Source organism: Sphingobacterium tabacisoli, from assembly GCF_017908035.1.
In the GTDB taxonomy this organism is placed as follows: domain Bacteria; phylum Bacteroidota; class Bacteroidia; order Sphingobacteriales; family Sphingobacteriaceae; genus Sphingobacterium; species Sphingobacterium tabacisoli.
Map to the genome: position 1 here is coordinate 137,994 of NZ_JAEQMU010000005.1, position 15,924 is coordinate 153,917.

General features: G+C 40.6%; 13 protein-coding genes. 11 read left to right on the forward strand and 2 right to left on the reverse strand.

The features are described 5' to 3' along the window. Positions 1–22: 22 nt before the first annotated feature. Together JKG64_RS17290 and rhaT are read right to left on the reverse strand one after the other, a co-directional pair. On the reverse strand, positions 23–2,131 hold the full coding sequence (locus tag JKG64_RS17290) for a bifunctional aldolase/short-chain dehydrogenase (protein ID WP_210355551.1): 2,109 nt from the start codon (positions 2,129–2,131) through the stop codon (positions 23–25). A gap of 274 nt (positions 2,132–2,405) precedes the next feature. Further along, entirely contained in the window at positions 2,406–3,479 is a 1,074-nt protein-coding gene (gene rhaT / locus JKG64_RS17295; RefSeq protein WP_210355552.1) for an L-rhamnose/proton symporter RhaT, read from the reverse strand. A 323-nt stretch (positions 3,480–3,802) separates the two neighbouring features. Between rhaT and JKG64_RS17300 the strand changes: the two genes are divergently transcribed. The 11 genes from JKG64_RS17300 to leuD all read left to right on the forward strand — a co-directional run bounded on the left by JKG64_RS17300 (position 3,803) and on the right by leuD (position 15,918). Further along, complete coding sequence (locus JKG64_RS17300; RefSeq protein ID WP_210355553.1) at positions 3,803–4,396, forward strand: hypothetical protein; 594 nt, start codon at positions 3,803–3,805, stop codon at positions 4,394–4,396. 136 nt (positions 4,397–4,532) lie between these two features. Beyond that, positions 4,533–6,035, forward strand: coding sequence for a F0F1 ATP synthase subunit beta (atpD, locus tag JKG64_RS17305; RefSeq protein WP_021071269.1), 1,503 nt, complete (start codon positions 4,533–4,535; stop codon positions 6,033–6,035). Positions 6,036–6,120: 85 nt separating this feature from the next. Beyond that, on the forward strand, positions 6,121–6,369 hold the full coding sequence (gene atpC / locus JKG64_RS17310) for an ATP synthase F1 subunit epsilon (RefSeq protein WP_210355554.1): 249 nt from the start codon (positions 6,121–6,123) through the stop codon (positions 6,367–6,369). A gap of 388 nt (positions 6,370–6,757) precedes the next feature. Then, positions 6,758–7,648, forward strand: a complete 891-nt coding sequence (locus JKG64_RS17315; RefSeq protein WP_210355555.1) for a branched-chain amino acid transaminase — start codon at positions 6,758–6,760, stop codon at positions 7,646–7,648. Beyond that, positions 7,632–9,332, forward strand: a complete 1,701-nt coding sequence (gene ilvD / locus JKG64_RS17320) for a dihydroxy-acid dehydratase (protein ID WP_210355556.1) — start codon at positions 7,632–7,634, stop codon at positions 9,330–9,332. The genes JKG64_RS17315 and ilvD overlap by 17 nt, the downstream gene beginning before the upstream one ends. A 103-nt stretch (positions 9,333–9,435) precedes the next feature. Next, positions 9,436–11,178, forward strand: coding sequence for a biosynthetic-type acetolactate synthase large subunit (gene ilvB / locus JKG64_RS17325; RefSeq protein ID WP_210355557.1), 1,743 nt, complete (start codon positions 9,436–9,438; stop codon positions 11,176–11,178). A 1-nt stretch (position 11,179) separates the two neighbouring features. Further along, the gene (gene ilvN, locus JKG64_RS17330) at positions 11,180–11,770 is read left to right on the forward strand and encodes an acetolactate synthase small subunit (RefSeq protein ID WP_133585662.1); all 591 of its coding nucleotides are present in this window, start codon (positions 11,180–11,182) and stop codon (positions 11,768–11,770) included. Between the two features lie 57 nt (positions 11,771–11,827). Next, complete coding sequence (locus JKG64_RS17335) at positions 11,828–12,301, forward strand: DinB family protein (protein ID WP_210355558.1); 474 nt, start codon at positions 11,828–11,830, stop codon at positions 12,299–12,301. A 34-nt stretch (positions 12,302–12,335) separates the two neighbouring features. After that, complete coding sequence (gene ilvC, locus JKG64_RS17340) at positions 12,336–13,817, forward strand: ketol-acid reductoisomerase (protein WP_210355559.1); 1,482 nt, start codon at positions 12,336–12,338, stop codon at positions 13,815–13,817. Between the two features lie 99 nt (positions 13,818–13,916). Next, on the forward strand, positions 13,917–15,314 hold the full coding sequence (leuC, locus tag JKG64_RS17345; RefSeq protein WP_210355560.1) for a 3-isopropylmalate dehydratase large subunit: 1,398 nt from the start codon (positions 13,917–13,919) through the stop codon (positions 15,312–15,314). A 1-nt stretch (position 15,315) separates the two neighbouring features. Next, on the forward strand, positions 15,316–15,918 hold the full coding sequence (gene leuD, locus JKG64_RS17350; RefSeq protein WP_210355561.1) for a 3-isopropylmalate dehydratase small subunit: 603 nt from the start codon (positions 15,316–15,318) through the stop codon (positions 15,916–15,918). The last annotated feature ends 6 nt before the right edge of the window (positions 15,919–15,924 follow it).

Sequence of the window (15,924 nt, forward strand, 5' to 3'; positions counted from 1 at the left end):
ATAATTGCACAAATCCAAATCATTAACGGACAAAAGCTACCGATATTCCTCCATCCACATTCAATACATTTCCGGTAGACTTATGCAGCAATCCTCCAACAAAGGCAAAACAGGCATTTGCAATATCTATAGGCAAAATGATTTCATTTAACAAAGTACGTTTGGCATAATAACCCGGTAGCTCATCGACCGTTATTCCATATGCTTTGGCACGCCCCTCGGCCCATCCTCCAGCCCAAATATTACTATCCGATATGACCGCATCCGGATTGACCACATTTACACGGATTTTAAATGGTCCCAATTCTGCGGCGCATAAACGACTAAGATGTAGTTGTGCTCCTTTTGCGCTTCCATAACCGGTATTATTGGGACCACTGACCAATGCATTTTTACTGACAATATTTAGAATATCCCCTCCTAAGGATTGAATCTTTAACAATGTAGTAGCGACTTGGGTAACTAAAAACTGTCCCTTAACCAATACATCATAGAGTCGATCCCACTCCGCCTGTGTGTGCTCTTCTATGGTTTTGGAAATAGACAGCCCGGCGTTATTTACAATTATATCTATTCCCCCAAAACACAACGACGCAGTGGCAAACGCTTTCTCAACCTGTTTCTGGTCTGTCACATCTAACGGAATTGCAGCAATAACATCCTTTCCAAAAATCGCGGCAAACTCTTCTTTAGTCTGCTCTAGCCGTTCTTCATTTTTATCATTAAGCAACACACACGCACCTTCAAGAAGAAACTTCTTAGCAATTGCTTTACCTATGCCCCCAGCACTACCGGTAATCATAGCAATTTTGCCAGATAAGGACTTAGGCGCAGGCATACGCTGCAATTTAGCTTCTTCTAATAACCAGTACTCAATATCAAACGCTTCTTGATGGGGTAAGGATGTATAAGAACTGACGGCTTCTGCTCCTTTCATCACATTTATCGCATTGACATAAAACTCAGCGGCGACCCTTGCCGTCTGCTTGTCTTTAGCAAAAGAGAATAAGCCTACCCCTGGATAAAGGATGATTACCGGATTTGCATCCCGGATAGCAGGGCTATTACCATGCTTACACGATTCGTAGTAATCTCTGTACATTTTTCGGTACGCTTCAAACTGTGGGCGAATTTTATCTAATAGAACTTCCTTTTGGTCAAGGTTCTCATTTTTATCCAGGTCTAGAATCAGAGGTTGGATCTTTGTTCTCAAGAAGTGATCCGGGCAACTCGTGCCCATGGGAGCAAGACGTGTTAGGTCATGGGAATTAACGAACTCCAGAATACGTTGATCATCTGAAAAATGGCCTACCATATGGCGTTCGCTCGAACAGAATCCCCTTAGTACGGGAGCAATTTTCGATGCCCTCTCCAATCTTTCTTCTTGATTAAGGCTTTTTATCTTTTCTCCGGAGAATACAGGTTTTAGCTTTCCGTAGTTTTTTTCTAAATATTCTGCACACTTTTCGATAACGTCTAGCGAATTAAGATAACAATCGTACGAAGTATATCCCCAAGTAAATAATCCGTGTGACCCCAGCATAATCCCCCGTATCCCTGGGTTTTGTGCTAAACATGCCCGCAATTTTAATCCCAAGTCAAATCCTGGCCGTTGCCAATCGACCCATCCGATCGTTCCTTCGAATAGTTCTTCGGTAATCTGCTTTCCATCTTTGGCCGCCGCAATTGCTATAGCGGCATCGGGATGCAGGTGATCAATATGTTTGAAGGGTAAAAAACCATGTAACGGTGTATCAATAGAAGGTGCTTTAGACGAAAGATCGAAAATACAGTGATTAAATAATTCTACCATTTCGTCTTCAAAAGCAAGTCCACGATATACCGTTTCTAAACTTCGTAATCGATCTACATATAATGCGGCTAATCCCGACTTTTTGAGCGTCCCTATATCTCCTCCAGAACCTTTAATCCACATGACCTCTACTTCCTTACCAGTCAAAGGATCATTGTCCATCACTTTACAGGAGGTATTACCCCCTCCAAAATTGGTAATCCGTAAATCTGCACCTAATATATTCGATCGATACAACAGTAGACCTACTTCATCTCCTTCTAGTCTATCTGCTTTTTGGGTATCCCACAAATAATTCACATGTTTGTATGTTTTCATATAGTTTTATTTCTATTGTTAAAATAATATCTAAATTTCTCGCTGTTACCCGTTAACACTTTTGACTAACGAGTTTCTTTTTTCTGAAAGTGTCTGTTTTATTGATTCTATACTATATTTCAAGGCATCAATGAGCTCTCTTTGTTTAGTTTAATGGACATCAAGAACTTTTTTTATGGTGATTTCCTTTTGCATTGGCATTCAAGAGCTCCACGATAACATCGGGATCGGTTCATGTCTGTTGGTGATACGAAGGAATCATGAAAGTTTTTTCTTATGTTAAGGTCTTCGCAAAACCGATAACACAAATCGACACAACAATCAGTACAATACCGGATAAGATAGCTAGATACGTCGGCCGGCTTACCCCTTTCCATTCTTTAAGAAAAACTCCCCATGCATTTGATATCAATATGATGAATGCCATATGTAAAATCCAAGAGCTTGCGCCATTACCTAAGCGACTCTCGCCCATTCCATAAAAGAAAAACTGTAAGTACCAGGTTGTCCCAGCAATGGCACAGAGTAACATATTTTTGGAAATAGGGGTCTTAAAATTGGTGTAATCCTGGTAGCTCCTGTTCTTGAAAAGAAGAAATAAACACCATACAAAATTGGAGGTAAATCCGCCCCAAAGAATGATAATGTAAGAGACGTTATTTTGAAACAGGAATTCGCCCTGATCAGCATGGTTTTGTTTCCACAGCAAGTTAGCGACTTCAGCCATTGGTTTGCCTGCTTCTATTGCAAAATTAAAACAAGCACTCAGGATACCGGAAATAATGGCGACGGTGATACCGATACCAAAATTATACTCACTCTTATTTTCTACTTGTTTTGTTTTAAGACTCCTCTCCTTCAATATCCCTGCTCTCCCACATAAAACAACTCCTATTATACACAGTATGAGCCCCCCTATGATACAAAGTCCAGCGTCTGTTGTAAAGAAGTAATCAAGTCCCTGCTTGCCGGGCACTACCTTAAAATAATAATATACGGCAGGCATAAGCGCACCGAATACCATGCTTAACCCCAACATGACACTGCTCCCCAAAGACACCCCCAAATAGCGGATGCCTAATCCAAATGTCAATCCGCCGATTCCCCAAAGCACACCGAATAAAAAAGTAAATCCAATCGTAGAAGAATCTGCGTCTTTGATAATGTCGCAAAAATCAGGGATAGTAAGCCATGCCGCAATTGGAGGAACTATGATCCACGAAAACAATCCTCCAAGAATCCACATGGCTTCCCAAGACCAACCTTTTACTCGTTTATAAGGAACATAGAAACTACCTGAAGCAAATCCGCCGATAAAATGAAACAGTACTCCAAAAATTGCATTCATAATCTGTGTTTTAATTTAGATCCCCTAATGTCCTACGAAACTCTACGCCATAAGGTATAGAGGAGCGGGGTGATAAAAGTTTACATTGTTAGTCTAAAAGTAAAAAGTAGAAAAGGAAAAACTGTTATGAACTGTCATGTCTCAGGCCAGCAGACAACCTCCCTAATCATCGGGCCTCATGATAAATCTTTTGAATAGATCACAAAGGAGCAGTAGACCAATACCAATTTGGATAGTGTGGTATAAAGATTTATTTTTTTTGTATTAAATCAATTTATTTAGGACATTTATAAATGTATTAACATCATTTATCTATTCAGAGCATGTATAAATCTATTTTATCTTTAGTTTTTCTTTTTCTAACCAGCAGTACTTTCGCGCAGTTGACCTTGCAGCAAAAACTACAATCAGACTTAAACCTCAACACCCAATTTCAAGTTTTACTAGCGCAGTCTAAGTCTCAAGATGCTGACTTTAAAGTGATCAGAAAATCTAACATAGAAATCATACAGAAGAATGTGAATGATTCCATATCCAAATACACCAAAGAAATCGCGTCTTTGAAGAATAGCTCTTCTTCATCTGTAGCTACGGTAACGGGATTAAAGGACTCTCTTCAAACTGTCCAATCCGAATTACAGGTAGAAAAACAAAGAACAGATAGTATCTCTTTCTTAGGGATAGATTTTGCGAAGAGCGCTTATCATAGTACAGTATGGATTATTATCGCTGTACTAGGAATAGGATTTTTCTCTATGTTAGTGTCATTCCGTAAAGCAAAAACGGACACTGTAGAACATCAAAAGACTGCGGAAGAGACTCAGAATGAGTTTCAACAATACAAAAAGAAAGCAATGGAAAAAGAACAATTGCTCAAAAGACAACTACTGGACGAACAGTTAAAAAGGGATTCTTAAACCGCTCTAAAAAAACTTACTATTTATTTTTTTATATGTTTTGCTTTTAAATAGATATACCTTATTTTTGCATTCCAAAATACAGCTATGAAAATAGCTGTTTATAAATAGATTAATAAATTTTAGTCCCTATAATATGCCCAATATTGGTAAAATAGCGCAGATTATCGGCCCAGTGGTTGACGTCAACTTTGCCGACAATGAAAATCTTCCTAAGATTTACGATGCATTGTACATTGAAAAAGAAAATGGACAGCGTGTCGTTTTAGAAGTTCAACAACACCTTGGTGAAGAGCGTGTTCGTACGATTGCGATGGATGCAACAGAAGGTTTGGTACGTGGCATGAAAGTAGTTGATACTGGTGCGCCGATCAAAATGCCTGTTGGTGAAGAAATCAAAGGTCGTGTATTTAACGTTGTCGGTTCGCCGATTGACGGCCTTCGTGAATTGGACAGAACTAATGGACGGTCTATCCACAACACGCCGCCTAAATTTGACGATTTATCTACAGAATCTGAAGTACTTTTTACAGGTATCAAAGTAATCGACCTTTTAGAGCCTTATGCTAAAGGTGGTAAAATCGGATTATTCGGTGGTGCTGGTGTAGGTAAAACAGTATTAATCCAAGAATTAATCAACAATATCGCTAAAGGACACGGTGGTCTTTCTGTATTTGCCGGAGTTGGAGAGCGTACTCGTGAAGGAAATGACTTACTTCGTGAAATGTTAGAGTCTGGTATTATCAAATATGGCGATCATTTCATGGAAGGAATGGAAAAAGGCGAATGGCCTTTGAATACAGTAGATGAAGAGTTAATGAAAGACTCAAAATGTACATTCGTATTCGGTCAGATGAACGAGCCTCCTGGGGCACGTGCGCGTGTAGCTTTATCAGGACTTACAGTAGCTGAATACTTCCGTGATGGTGAAGGCGAAGGAAAAGGACGTGATGTATTATTCTTTATTGACAATATCTTCCGTTTCACACAAGCAGGTTCTGAAGTATCCGCTTTATTAGGTCGTATGCCTTCAGCGGTAGGTTACCAACCTACATTAGCAACAGAAATGGGTCTAATGCAAGAGCGTATCACCTCTACTAAAAACGGTTCAATCACTTCGGTACAGGCGGTATATGTACCTGCCGATGACTTAACTGACCCTGCACCAGCGACAACATTCGCTCACTTGGATGCAACAACAGTATTGTCTCGTAAAATCTCTGAGCTAGGTATCTATCCAGCGGTGGATCCATTGGATTCCACATCGCGGATCTTATCTCCAGCAGTATTGGGTGACGAACACTATAACACAGCTCAACGCGTAAAAGAAATCTTGCAACGTTACAAAGAACTTCAGGATATTATCGCGATCTTGGGTATGGACGAGTTATCTGATGAAGATAAATTGACTGTAACCCGTGCACGCCGTGTACAACGTTTCTTATCACAACCATTCCACGTAGCAGAACAGTTTACAGGTTTGAAAGGTTGTTTAGTAGACATCAAAGACACTATCAAAGGATTCAATATGATTATTGACGGTGAAGTAGATGAATACCCAGAAGCAGCTTTCAACTTGGTAGGTACAATTGAAGATGCTATCGAGAAAGGTAAGAAATTATTAGCAGAAGCAGTTTAATAAAAGGTATTGAGTATTGCGTATTGAGTATTGTGAACCCCACGACTCATTACACACTACTCAATACTCAATACTATTCATAAGAATGAAATTAACAATAATAACACCAGACAAATTAGCTTACGAAGGCGACGTGACTGCAGTCACGGTACCAGGTTCTGCGGGTTCTTTCCAAATTTTGAAAGACCATGCTGCTATTGTGTCTACGCTAGACGACGGAAAAGTCATTATTAAAGATATTAGTGGCGACCATGTCATTATTATTAAAGGTGGTGTGGTTGAAGTTAAGGACAACAATATCATCGTTTTAGCGGAAGGAATTGTGCAAGAATAAAAGAAAAAGAAACGATCATAAAAAGCCCTTAGAACTTCAAGTTTTAAGGGCTTTTTTTATGGCCGCAATCAGTGTGTTTTCAGAAAAGAATTTACACCACTTTTACCTTTTTAAGAAGAATTCTGACTGTTTTTAAAAAATTGACGTCTTTACAAAAATGAACCAATTTTAAATATGGTTCACGTTGAACAAAATAATATTTTGTTAAAAAACAATGAATCAAATTATAAATCAAAATAGAGTCACCCTCTTGAAATAATAAACTTTTTTAAAATACTCTATTTGCCTATTGTATAGAATTTTAAATCAAGCTAACTTGAGGATGTGAATAAAGGAAAGAAATAAAAGAACTTTGGAGAGACACGAATTATCCTAAAAAAAGTAACGTATGCAGTACTATAATCAAAACACATTGGTCTATCTTAATGGCGAATTTGTAAAAGCAAATCAGGCCGGCGTCGATCTATTCGGCCAGTCTCTACATTATGGTTATGGTGCCTTTGAAGGCTTACGCGCATACAGCACACACAATGGGACGCGTATATTCAAAGCCGAAGCTCATTTCGAACGTTTGAGAAAGTCCTGCGAAGCACTGAGACTCCCCTATACATGGGACAATCGTACACTAATTGAAAAAAGTTATGAACTTTTGGAGGCAAACAACCTGAGAGCAGCGTATATCAGGCCATTGATATTCTCAGGCTCAAATATGCACCTGACCTCTTCTGATCAAGCCAGTATTATGATTGCAGCTTGGGAATGGGGTCCGTATCTTGGTCAAAACCTATTACGGGTAAACATCTCCTCGATTGAACGTCCTAATCCGAGGTCATTCCCTATTGAAGCGAAGGCCTCAGGCCAATATATTAATTCAATATTGGCAACAAGCGATGCTTTACGTCATGGATTCGACGAAGCGCTCTTATTAGATCAAGAGGGTTTTGTAGCACAGGCTTCCAGTGAAAACTTATTTATCGAAAAGGATTTTAAAATTTACACACCTCCATTGGAAAATGTTTTCCCTGGAATCACACGTCAAACCGTCATCAATATCTGCAAAGAATTAGGGTTTGACATTATAGAAAAAAAACTAACCATCCAAGATATATACAGCGCAGATTCTGCTTTCTTGAGCGGAACTGCAGCTGAAATTATCGGTATAAAACAGGTCGATGATGTGATCTACAAAGAAGAGTGGGAACACAGTATCGGCGCATCTATTCAAAGAAAATATAAAAACTTAGTCTTAGAACAAGAAAATTATGAAGTCATCATCTGATCACGGGAAGACATTAAACAAGTACAGTAGAATATTCACGCAGGACGAGACACAACCTGCGGCTAAAGCAATGCTTTATGGTATCGGACTGACCGATGCTGATATGAGTAAAGCACAGGTAGGGATTGCAAGTATGGGTTACGATGGTAACACCTGTAATATGCACCTAAATGATCTTGCGCAAATTGTAAAAAAAGGTATATGGGCCAATGACCTTGTCGGATTAACATTTGGCACGATAGGCGTCAGTGACGGCATGAGCAATGGTACTGATGGTATGCGCTACTCGTTAGTATCAAGAGATGTGATTGCAGATAGTATAGAGACCATCTGTGGAGGTCAATACTATGATGGCGTAGTAGCTATCCCCGGTTGCGACAAGAACATGCCAGGAGCAATTATGGCTATGGGCAGACTGAACCGCCCTGCCATTATGGTCTATGGAGGCACTATCGCCCCAGGACACTATAAAGGAGAAGAACTCAATATTGTATCTGCTTTTGAAGCTTTAGGAAAGAAGATAGCAGGCACAATCTCTGATGAGGATTATGATGGTGTAATACGCCATACCTGCCCTGGCGCTGGCGCTTGTGGAGGTATGTATACCGCAAACACGATGGCATCGGCAATAGAGGCTTTAGGCATGAGCCTACCTTACTCGTCGTCAAACCCTGCTGTATCAGAAGAAAAGAAAAAAGAGTGTTTAGAAGCAGGAAAGTACATCCGTATTTTGTTGGAAAAGGATATAAAACCGTCGGATATTATGACGCGTAAGGCATTTGAAAATGCAATCCGTACAATTGTGATACTTGGGGGATCAACCAATGCTGTATTGCACTTTATCGCAATGGGACATGCTGTGGGGGTGGAAGTAACACCTGATGATTTTCAACGTATGTCTGATGAAACGCCTGTATTGGCCGATCTAAAACCATCAGGCAAATACCTGATGCAGGATCTACATAATTATGGTGGAGTACCCGCTGTTTTAAAATATTTATTGAATGAGGGATTACTGCACGGCGACTGCTTGACAGTAACAGGCAAAACATTGGCAGAGAACTTAGAGGGCGTTAAGTCTATCATGGACTACGAACAACCCATCATTCAACCGTTGAATAATCCAATCAAACAAACTGGTCATTTACAGATATTGTATGGAAACTTAGCGGAACAAGGTTCTGTCGCTAAAATATCGGGTAAGGAAGGCGAGAAATTCGTAGGCCCTGCCCGTGTATTTGACGGAGAACACGATCTCGTAGCGGGCGTATCGTCTGGCCGCATCAAACCTGGAGATGTAATCGTTATTAAAAATGAAGGGCCTAAGGGCGCTCCTGGTATGCCAGAAATGTTAAAACCGACATCATTGATTATCGGGGCCGGACTGGGTAACTCCGTCGCTTTGATCACAGACGGAAGATTCTCGGGAGGTACACACGGTTTTGTCGTAGGACATATCACTCCTGAAGCCTACGAAGGTGGGCTTATCGGCCTAGTGCAAGACGATGATATCATTGAGATCGATGCCGTAAATAATACCATAAGTCTAAAAGTATCCGATGAGGTGATTGCACAACGTCGTAGCACATGGAAACAACCGGCATTGAAGGTCAGCAAAGGTGTGCTCTACAAATACGCAAAAACAGTAGCCAATGCCTCACTGGGCTGCGTAACGGATTTATAAATAAAGAGCGAAGATTAAAGAGCAAGGAACATAGTCTATTATCCTTACTCCTTAATCTAAATACTAAATACTCAATACTAATATCTAAATACTAACTAATAAAATGAGTACACTGGAAAAAACGGAAACAAAGGAAAGTCAGAAAACTACGGCTGCCTCCCAATTGACCGGCTCACAGGCTGTATTGGAAGCATTGATCCATGAAGGAGTGGATACCGTATTTGGCTATCCTGGTGGTGCCATTATGCCAATCTATGACGCATTGTATGACTACAATGACCAACTGAAGCATATTTTGGTCCGCCATGAGCAAGGTGGAATTCATGCTGCACAAGGATATGCACGTACTTCTGGACGTGTAGGTGTAGCTTTTGCGACGAGTGGTCCTGGAGCAACCAATCTAGTCACAGGACTAGCTGATGCCATGATTGACAGTAACCCTATCGTCTGTATTACAGGTCAGGTATTTGCTTCCCTATTAGGCACGGATGCATTTCAGGAGACAGATGTCATCAACATTACTTCACCCGTTACCAAATGGAGCTATCAAGTAACAGAGGCTGCTGAAATCCCGACAGCACTAGCTAAGGCTTTTTATGTCGCTAGCACGGGACGACCAGGCCCTGTATTGATCGATATTACTAAAAATGCACAAATAGAGCTGTTCGACTATCTAGGATATGAAAAATGTACCCATATCCGCTCATACCGTCCAGCCCCTATCGTCAGAAAAGAATATATAGAAAAAGCTGCCGAAGTAATCAACTCGGCAAAGAAACCGTTTGTCCTATTTGGACAGGGAATCATACTCGGAAAAGCGGAGCAGGAATTTAAATCCTTTATCGAAAAAGGAGGCTTCCCATCAGCTACAACCGTAATGGGGCTAAGTGCACTGGAAACAGACCATCCTCTACATGTAGGAATGCTAGGGATGCACGGAAATTATGCTCCGAATGTAATGACAAATGAGTGCGATGTACTCATCGCTGTAGGTATGCGTTTTGATGACCGTGTTACAGGGCGTCTAGACAAGTATGCCAAACAGGCAAAAGTGATACACCTGGACATTGACCCTGCTGAAATCGATAAGAACGTAAAAACAACGGTACCAGTATGGGGCGATTGTAAGGAAACATTGCCTTTATTGACGAAATTAATCAACAAAGGAGACCATGCCAACTGGTTGCAACAGTTCCGAGACCTTGAAAAAGAAGAGATCAAAGAGGTAATCCAGGATGAACTGCACCCTAAAGGAGATATCTTAACAATGGGCGAGGTTGTGAACGTTCTAAATGAACTGACGGGTGGTAACGCTATTATAACGACAGACGTAGGTCAACATCAAATGATAGCCTGTCGCTATGCAAAATTCAATCAGTCCAAATCAAACGTCACTTCTGGTGGTCTAGGGACGATGGGCTTTGGCCTTCCGGCAGCTATAGGCGCCTGGTATGGTGCTCCTGATCGTGATGTGGTAGCTATCATCGGTGACGGTGGCTTTCAGATGACCCTACAGGAACTCGGTACCATCATGCAATTTGGAGCAAAGGTCAAAATATTAATCTTGAACAACCAATTCTTAGGAATGGTTCGTCAATGGCAACAGCTTTTCAATGATAAGCGCTACTCATTCGTCAACATTACCAGTCCGGATTTTGTTGCTGTAGCAAAAGGGTATTATATCGATGGGAATAAAATTTCCGAACGCAAAGACCTACGTGGAGCTTTAGAAACAATGCTTAATCACGACAGTTCCTACCTATTAGAAGTTATGGTCGGAAAAGAGAATAATGTTTTCCCTATGGTTGCACAAGGGACGAGTGTCTCAGAAATAAGATTAAAATAAAATGGAAAAACAAGAATTTACCATTACGATATACACCGAGAATTCGATTGGTATGATCGGTCGTATCTCGAATATATTTTCGCGTCGTAAAATCAACATAGAAAGCTTAAACACTTCTCCTTCAGAGGTAGAAGGCATACATCGCTTTACCATCCTAATATCAGAAGGCGAAGAGGTGGTCCGCAAACTGTGCCGTCAGATTGAAAAACAGGTGGAAGTTTTAAAAGCATATTTCAATACGAATGAGGAATTGATCTGGCAAGAGCAGGCCTTATACAAAGTGCCAGCAGATGTAGTCAACGAGAAAGTGTACGTGGAGCGCTTATTACGTCAATATGGTGCGAATGTGGTCGTAATACGTCCGGATTATATTGTCTTTGAAACTGCAGGTCACCGGGAAGAGATCGATCGATTAACCCAGGAACTGACAAAATACGGCTTAATCGAATTTGTGAGAGGAGCCCGTATCGCTATCATTAAGGATAGTGCAGGATTCCACGCTAAGTTAAAACAATTTGAACGGGAAGAACCAGCACCGGATATTGTCGAAAACGAATTCTTAGATCAGCAGGATCAAGTGTTTACAATGTAAGGCTACAAGGGTATAGAGGTGACAGAGGTTATAGCGTTACAACTTGATAACAACAACATGGAAAATACATTTAAATTCATAATACAAACGCGCAAAGCATTCATTCAGCTAATCGATAGCTTAACGTTAGAACAACTGAATGAGATTCCCGCAGGATTCAACAATAACATTATCTGGAACTTTGGCCACATTGTCGTGGTCGCCCCAGCGCTATGCTATCTGAGAAGTGGAATAAGCACAGATACAGATCGCATCAAATACCTTAAATCCTATGTAAAGGGATCAAAACCGACGTATACCGTCACACAGGAAGAAGTCGATGACCTAAAGAGATTGGCACTAGAAGGCATAGCCCAGATCGAGAAGGACTACCATGAGGGAGTGTTTAAGGAGATAGTCCCCTTTGCAACGGATACCTACAAGGAAACCATGACTAGCATCGAAGAGGTAATTCAATTGTCTGCAGGCCATGACAACCTACACTATGGGTACGCAATAGCACAAAACCGAATAATCAACATAAATAACTAAATCTTAAAAAAGAAAAACTTTAAATAGTAAAACAATGGCAAATTATTTCAACACATTACCTCTTAGAGAGCAATTGAATCAATTGGGTATTGCAGAATTCATGAATTCGTCCGAGTTTGCAGACGGCGTGGAGGCTTTAAAAGGTAAAAAAATAGTAATCGTAGGTGCAGGAGCTCAAGGATTGAACCAAGGTTTAAACCTAAGGGATAGTGGGCTTAATATATCTTACGCGCTACGCAAAGAAGCTATTGAACAAAAAAGAGACTCTTGGAAAAACGCAACAGACAATAACTTTACGGTAGGTACTTATGAAGAGTTAATCCCAACAGCGGATTTAGTAATCAACCTCACTCCGGATAAACAACATACATCTGTAGTCAATGCGGTAATGCCATTGATGAAACAAGGAGCTACTTTATCGTACTCTCACGGTTTTAATATCGTCGAAGAGGGTATGCAAATCCGTAAGGATATAACTGTTATCATGGTAGCGCCTAAATGCCCAGGTTCGGAAGTACGTGCAGAATATTTAAGAGGATTTGGTGTACCAACGCTAATCGCTGTACACCCTGAAAATGACCCTCAAGGCAAGGGATTGGCAGAAGCTAAGGCTTACTGTGTGGGTACAGGTGGCCATAGAGCAGGTGTATTAAAGTCCTCTTTTGTAGCAGAAGTAAAATCGGATTTAATGGGGGAACAAACAATCCTTTGTGGTTTGTTACAAACAGGTTCTATCCTCTCTTTCGATAAGATGATTGCAAAGGGAATCGATGCAGGCTATGCTTCTAAACTTGTACAATATGGTGTAGAGGTCATCACTGAAGCATTGAAACACGGTGGTGTAACCGGGATGTTAGACCGTTTAAGCAATCCCGCAAAAGTGAAAGCTTTTGAACTTTCTGAAGAGTTAAAAGGTATTATGCGCCCATTATTCCAAAAACATCAAGATGATATCATGTCTGGCGAATTCAGTAAGACAATGATGGAAGACTGGAACAATGGCGATGCTAATCTATTAAAATGGAGAGCTGAAACAGGTGAGACAGCATTTGAGAAAACTCCTGCTGGCGATGTCAAAATAGCAGAACAAGAATATTTTGACAACTACTTGTTAATGGTTGCTTTTGTAAGAGCTGGTGTAGAGCTTGCTTTTGAAACTATGGTAGAAGCGGGTATCAAACCAGAGTCTGCATACTACGAGTCATTACACGAAACACCACTGATCGCAAATACAATTGCCCGCAAAAAATTGTTTGAAATGAACCGGGTTATTTCTGACACAGCAGAATACGGCTGTTATTTATTTGACCAAGCATGTAAGCCATTATTAAAAGATTTTATGACTAAAATCGATACTGATGTCGTGGGCAAAAACTTTAATGCTGGAAAAGATGCAGGTGTAGACAACGTAAAATTAGTTCAAATCAACGAGGTATTACGCAACCACCCTGTCGAAGTAGTAGGTCGCGAATTGCGTAAAGCAATGACTGCGATGAAAACTATTAAAACAATTTAAAATTTTCGTAATTTTAATGTGCGCAATGAGGATGAAATTACAACTATTGTAATTCATCCTCATTTTGAAATTACAACTTATATAGAAGAAAGAGAGAAAATGGGAAAAACATTAGTAGAAAAAATTTGGGATGCGCATGTTGTCAAACAACAAGAAGGGTTTCCTGATATGTTATATATCGACACCCATCTGATCCATGAGGTGACCTCACCTCAGGCATTTGACGGCCTACGCAAAAGGGGGCTTCCTGTGCTACGTCCCAAACAGACCGTGGCTACAGCAGACCATAACGTCCCAACTTTAAATCAACATTTGCCTATTAAAGAAGAGCTATCGCGCTATCAAGTCGATATGCTGACAAAAAATTGTAAAGAATTCGGTGTAGAGCTTTATGGTTTGGGCCACCCTTACCAAGGTATTGTACACGTAATCGGTCCAGAATTAGGAATTACACTCCCCGGAAAAACAATGGTCTGTGGAGATAGTCATACTTCGACTCACGGTGCATTTGGTGCTATCGCTTTTGGTATCGGTACATCTCAGGTAGAACAGGTATTTGCGACACAATGTCTGCTCCTGCAAAAGCCAAAGACCATGAAAATTGAAGTTAATGGAGAACTTGGTAAAGGTGTAGGTGCTAAGGATATCATTTTATATGTTATTTCAAAAACTACCGCAGCTGGTGGAACGGGATACTTTGTCGAATTTGCAGGATCTGCAATCCGTTCTTTAAGTATGGAAGGCCGTATGACGGTCTGTAACATGAGTATCGAGATGGGCGCACGTGGGGGATTAATAGCTCCTGATCAGACGACTTTTGACTATATCCAAGGTCGTGAGTTTGCACCAACAGGAGAAGAATGGGATAATGCTGTCTCTTACTGGTCGACCTTATATTCGGATGACAACGCTAACTTTGACGCAGTGCTCACCTTTGATGCTGCGGATATCCAACCTATGATTACCTATGGTACTAATCCAGGAATGGGTATAGGGGTAACTGAAATAATCCCAACAACTGTTTCACAACCGGATAACGAGCGTCCGTCCTACCAAAAGGCATTGGACTATATGGGTTTTCAGGATGGCGAGCAGGTGCTGAACAAACCTGTAGACTACGTTTTTATAGGTAGCTGTACCAATTCACGTATCGAAGACTTACGCCAAGTAGCCGATTTTATCAAAGGCAAACAAAAAGCAGATAGTGTAGAAGTATGGATTGTCCCTGGCTCTAAACAGGTAGAAGCACAAGCCAAACAGGAAGGTATAGATAAAATATTTGAAGCTGCAGGTTTCCAACTACGTGAACCAGGATGCTCGGCATGCCTGGGAATGAATGAGGATAAAATTCCAGCCGGCAAGTATTGTGTTTCGACATCTAACCGCAACTTTGAAGGACGTCAAGGTCCGAATGCTCGAACTATGCTAGTAAGCCCACTTACTGCGGCAGCAGCAGCGATTACTGGTAAAGTTGTAGATGTAAGAGAATTGATATAGTATGAAAAAATTTGAAAAACTAACTTCAACGGTAGTTCCTCTACCTATTGAAAATATTGATACAGACCAGATCATCCCTGCACGCTTTCTAAAAGCGACAACAAGAGATGGTTTTGGTGATAACCTGTTTCGTGACTGGCGCTATGACAGTAACAATCAGCCTAAGTCTGACTTCGTCATGAACAACCCAACTTACTCCGGAAAGGTATTGGTAGCAGGTAAGAATTTTGGCTGTGGATCATCCCGGGAACATGCTGCTTGGGCTATCCAGGATTACGGATTTGATGTTGTAATCAGTTCCTTTTTTGCAGACATATTCAAAGGAAATGCACTAAATAACGGTGTATTGCCAATCACTGTACCAGAAGAGTTTTTAGAAAAAATATTTGCAGCGGTATTTGCCGATGCAACAGCTAAAATTGAAGTCGACCTAGAAGCACAAAAGGTTATTATAGCTGCAACAGGGGAATCGTTCGAATTCGAAATCAACCCTTATAAGAAATCTTGTTTAATCAATGGATACGATGATATTGATTTTATCCTGAGCCATTCGGATCAAATTCAAGATTTTGAAAAAACTAGACCGTTCTCTTATTATTCATAACACAAT

What these genes read in the sequence shown, in the direction of transcription:
- ilvN (WP_133585662.1), top strand. Translation starts at nt 11,180, where the DNA reads ATGGAAAAACAAGAATTTACCATTACGATATACACCGAGAATTCGATT.
- JKG64_RS17315 (WP_210355555.1), top strand. Translation starts at nt 6,758, where the DNA reads ATGCAGTACTATAATCAAAACACATTGGTCTATCTTAATGGCGAATTT.
- ilvB (WP_210355557.1), top strand. Translation starts at nt 9,436, where the DNA reads ATGAGTACACTGGAAAAAACGGAAACAAAGGAAAGTCAGAAAACTACG.
- JKG64_RS17290 (WP_210355551.1), bottom strand. Translation starts at nt 2,131, where the DNA reads ATGAAAACATACAAACATGTGAATTATTTGTGGGATACCCAAAAAGCA.
- JKG64_RS17300 (WP_210355553.1), top strand. Translation starts at nt 3,803, where the DNA reads ATGTATAAATCTATTTTATCTTTAGTTTTTCTTTTTCTAACCAGCAGT.
- atpC (WP_210355554.1), top strand. Translation starts at nt 6,121, where the DNA reads ATGAAATTAACAATAATAACACCAGACAAATTAGCTTACGAAGGCGAC.
- rhaT (WP_210355552.1), bottom strand. Translation starts at nt 3,479, where the DNA reads ATGAATGCAATTTTTGGAGTACTGTTTCATTTTATCGGCGGATTTGCT.
- leuD (WP_210355561.1), top strand. Translation starts at nt 15,316, where the DNA reads ATGAAAAAATTTGAAAAACTAACTTCAACGGTAGTTCCTCTACCTATT.
- ilvC (WP_210355559.1), top strand. Translation starts at nt 12,336, where the DNA reads ATGGCAAATTATTTCAACACATTACCTCTTAGAGAGCAATTGAATCAA.
- atpD (WP_021071269.1), top strand. Translation starts at nt 4,533, where the DNA reads ATGCCCAATATTGGTAAAATAGCGCAGATTATCGGCCCAGTGGTTGAC.
- leuC (WP_210355560.1), top strand. Translation starts at nt 13,917, where the DNA reads ATGGGAAAAACATTAGTAGAAAAAATTTGGGATGCGCATGTTGTCAAA.
- JKG64_RS17335 (WP_210355558.1), top strand. Translation starts at nt 11,828, where the DNA reads ATGGAAAATACATTTAAATTCATAATACAAACGCGCAAAGCATTCATT.
- ilvD (WP_210355556.1), top strand. Translation starts at nt 7,632, where the DNA reads ATGAAGTCATCATCTGATCACGGGAAGACATTAAACAAGTACAGTAGA.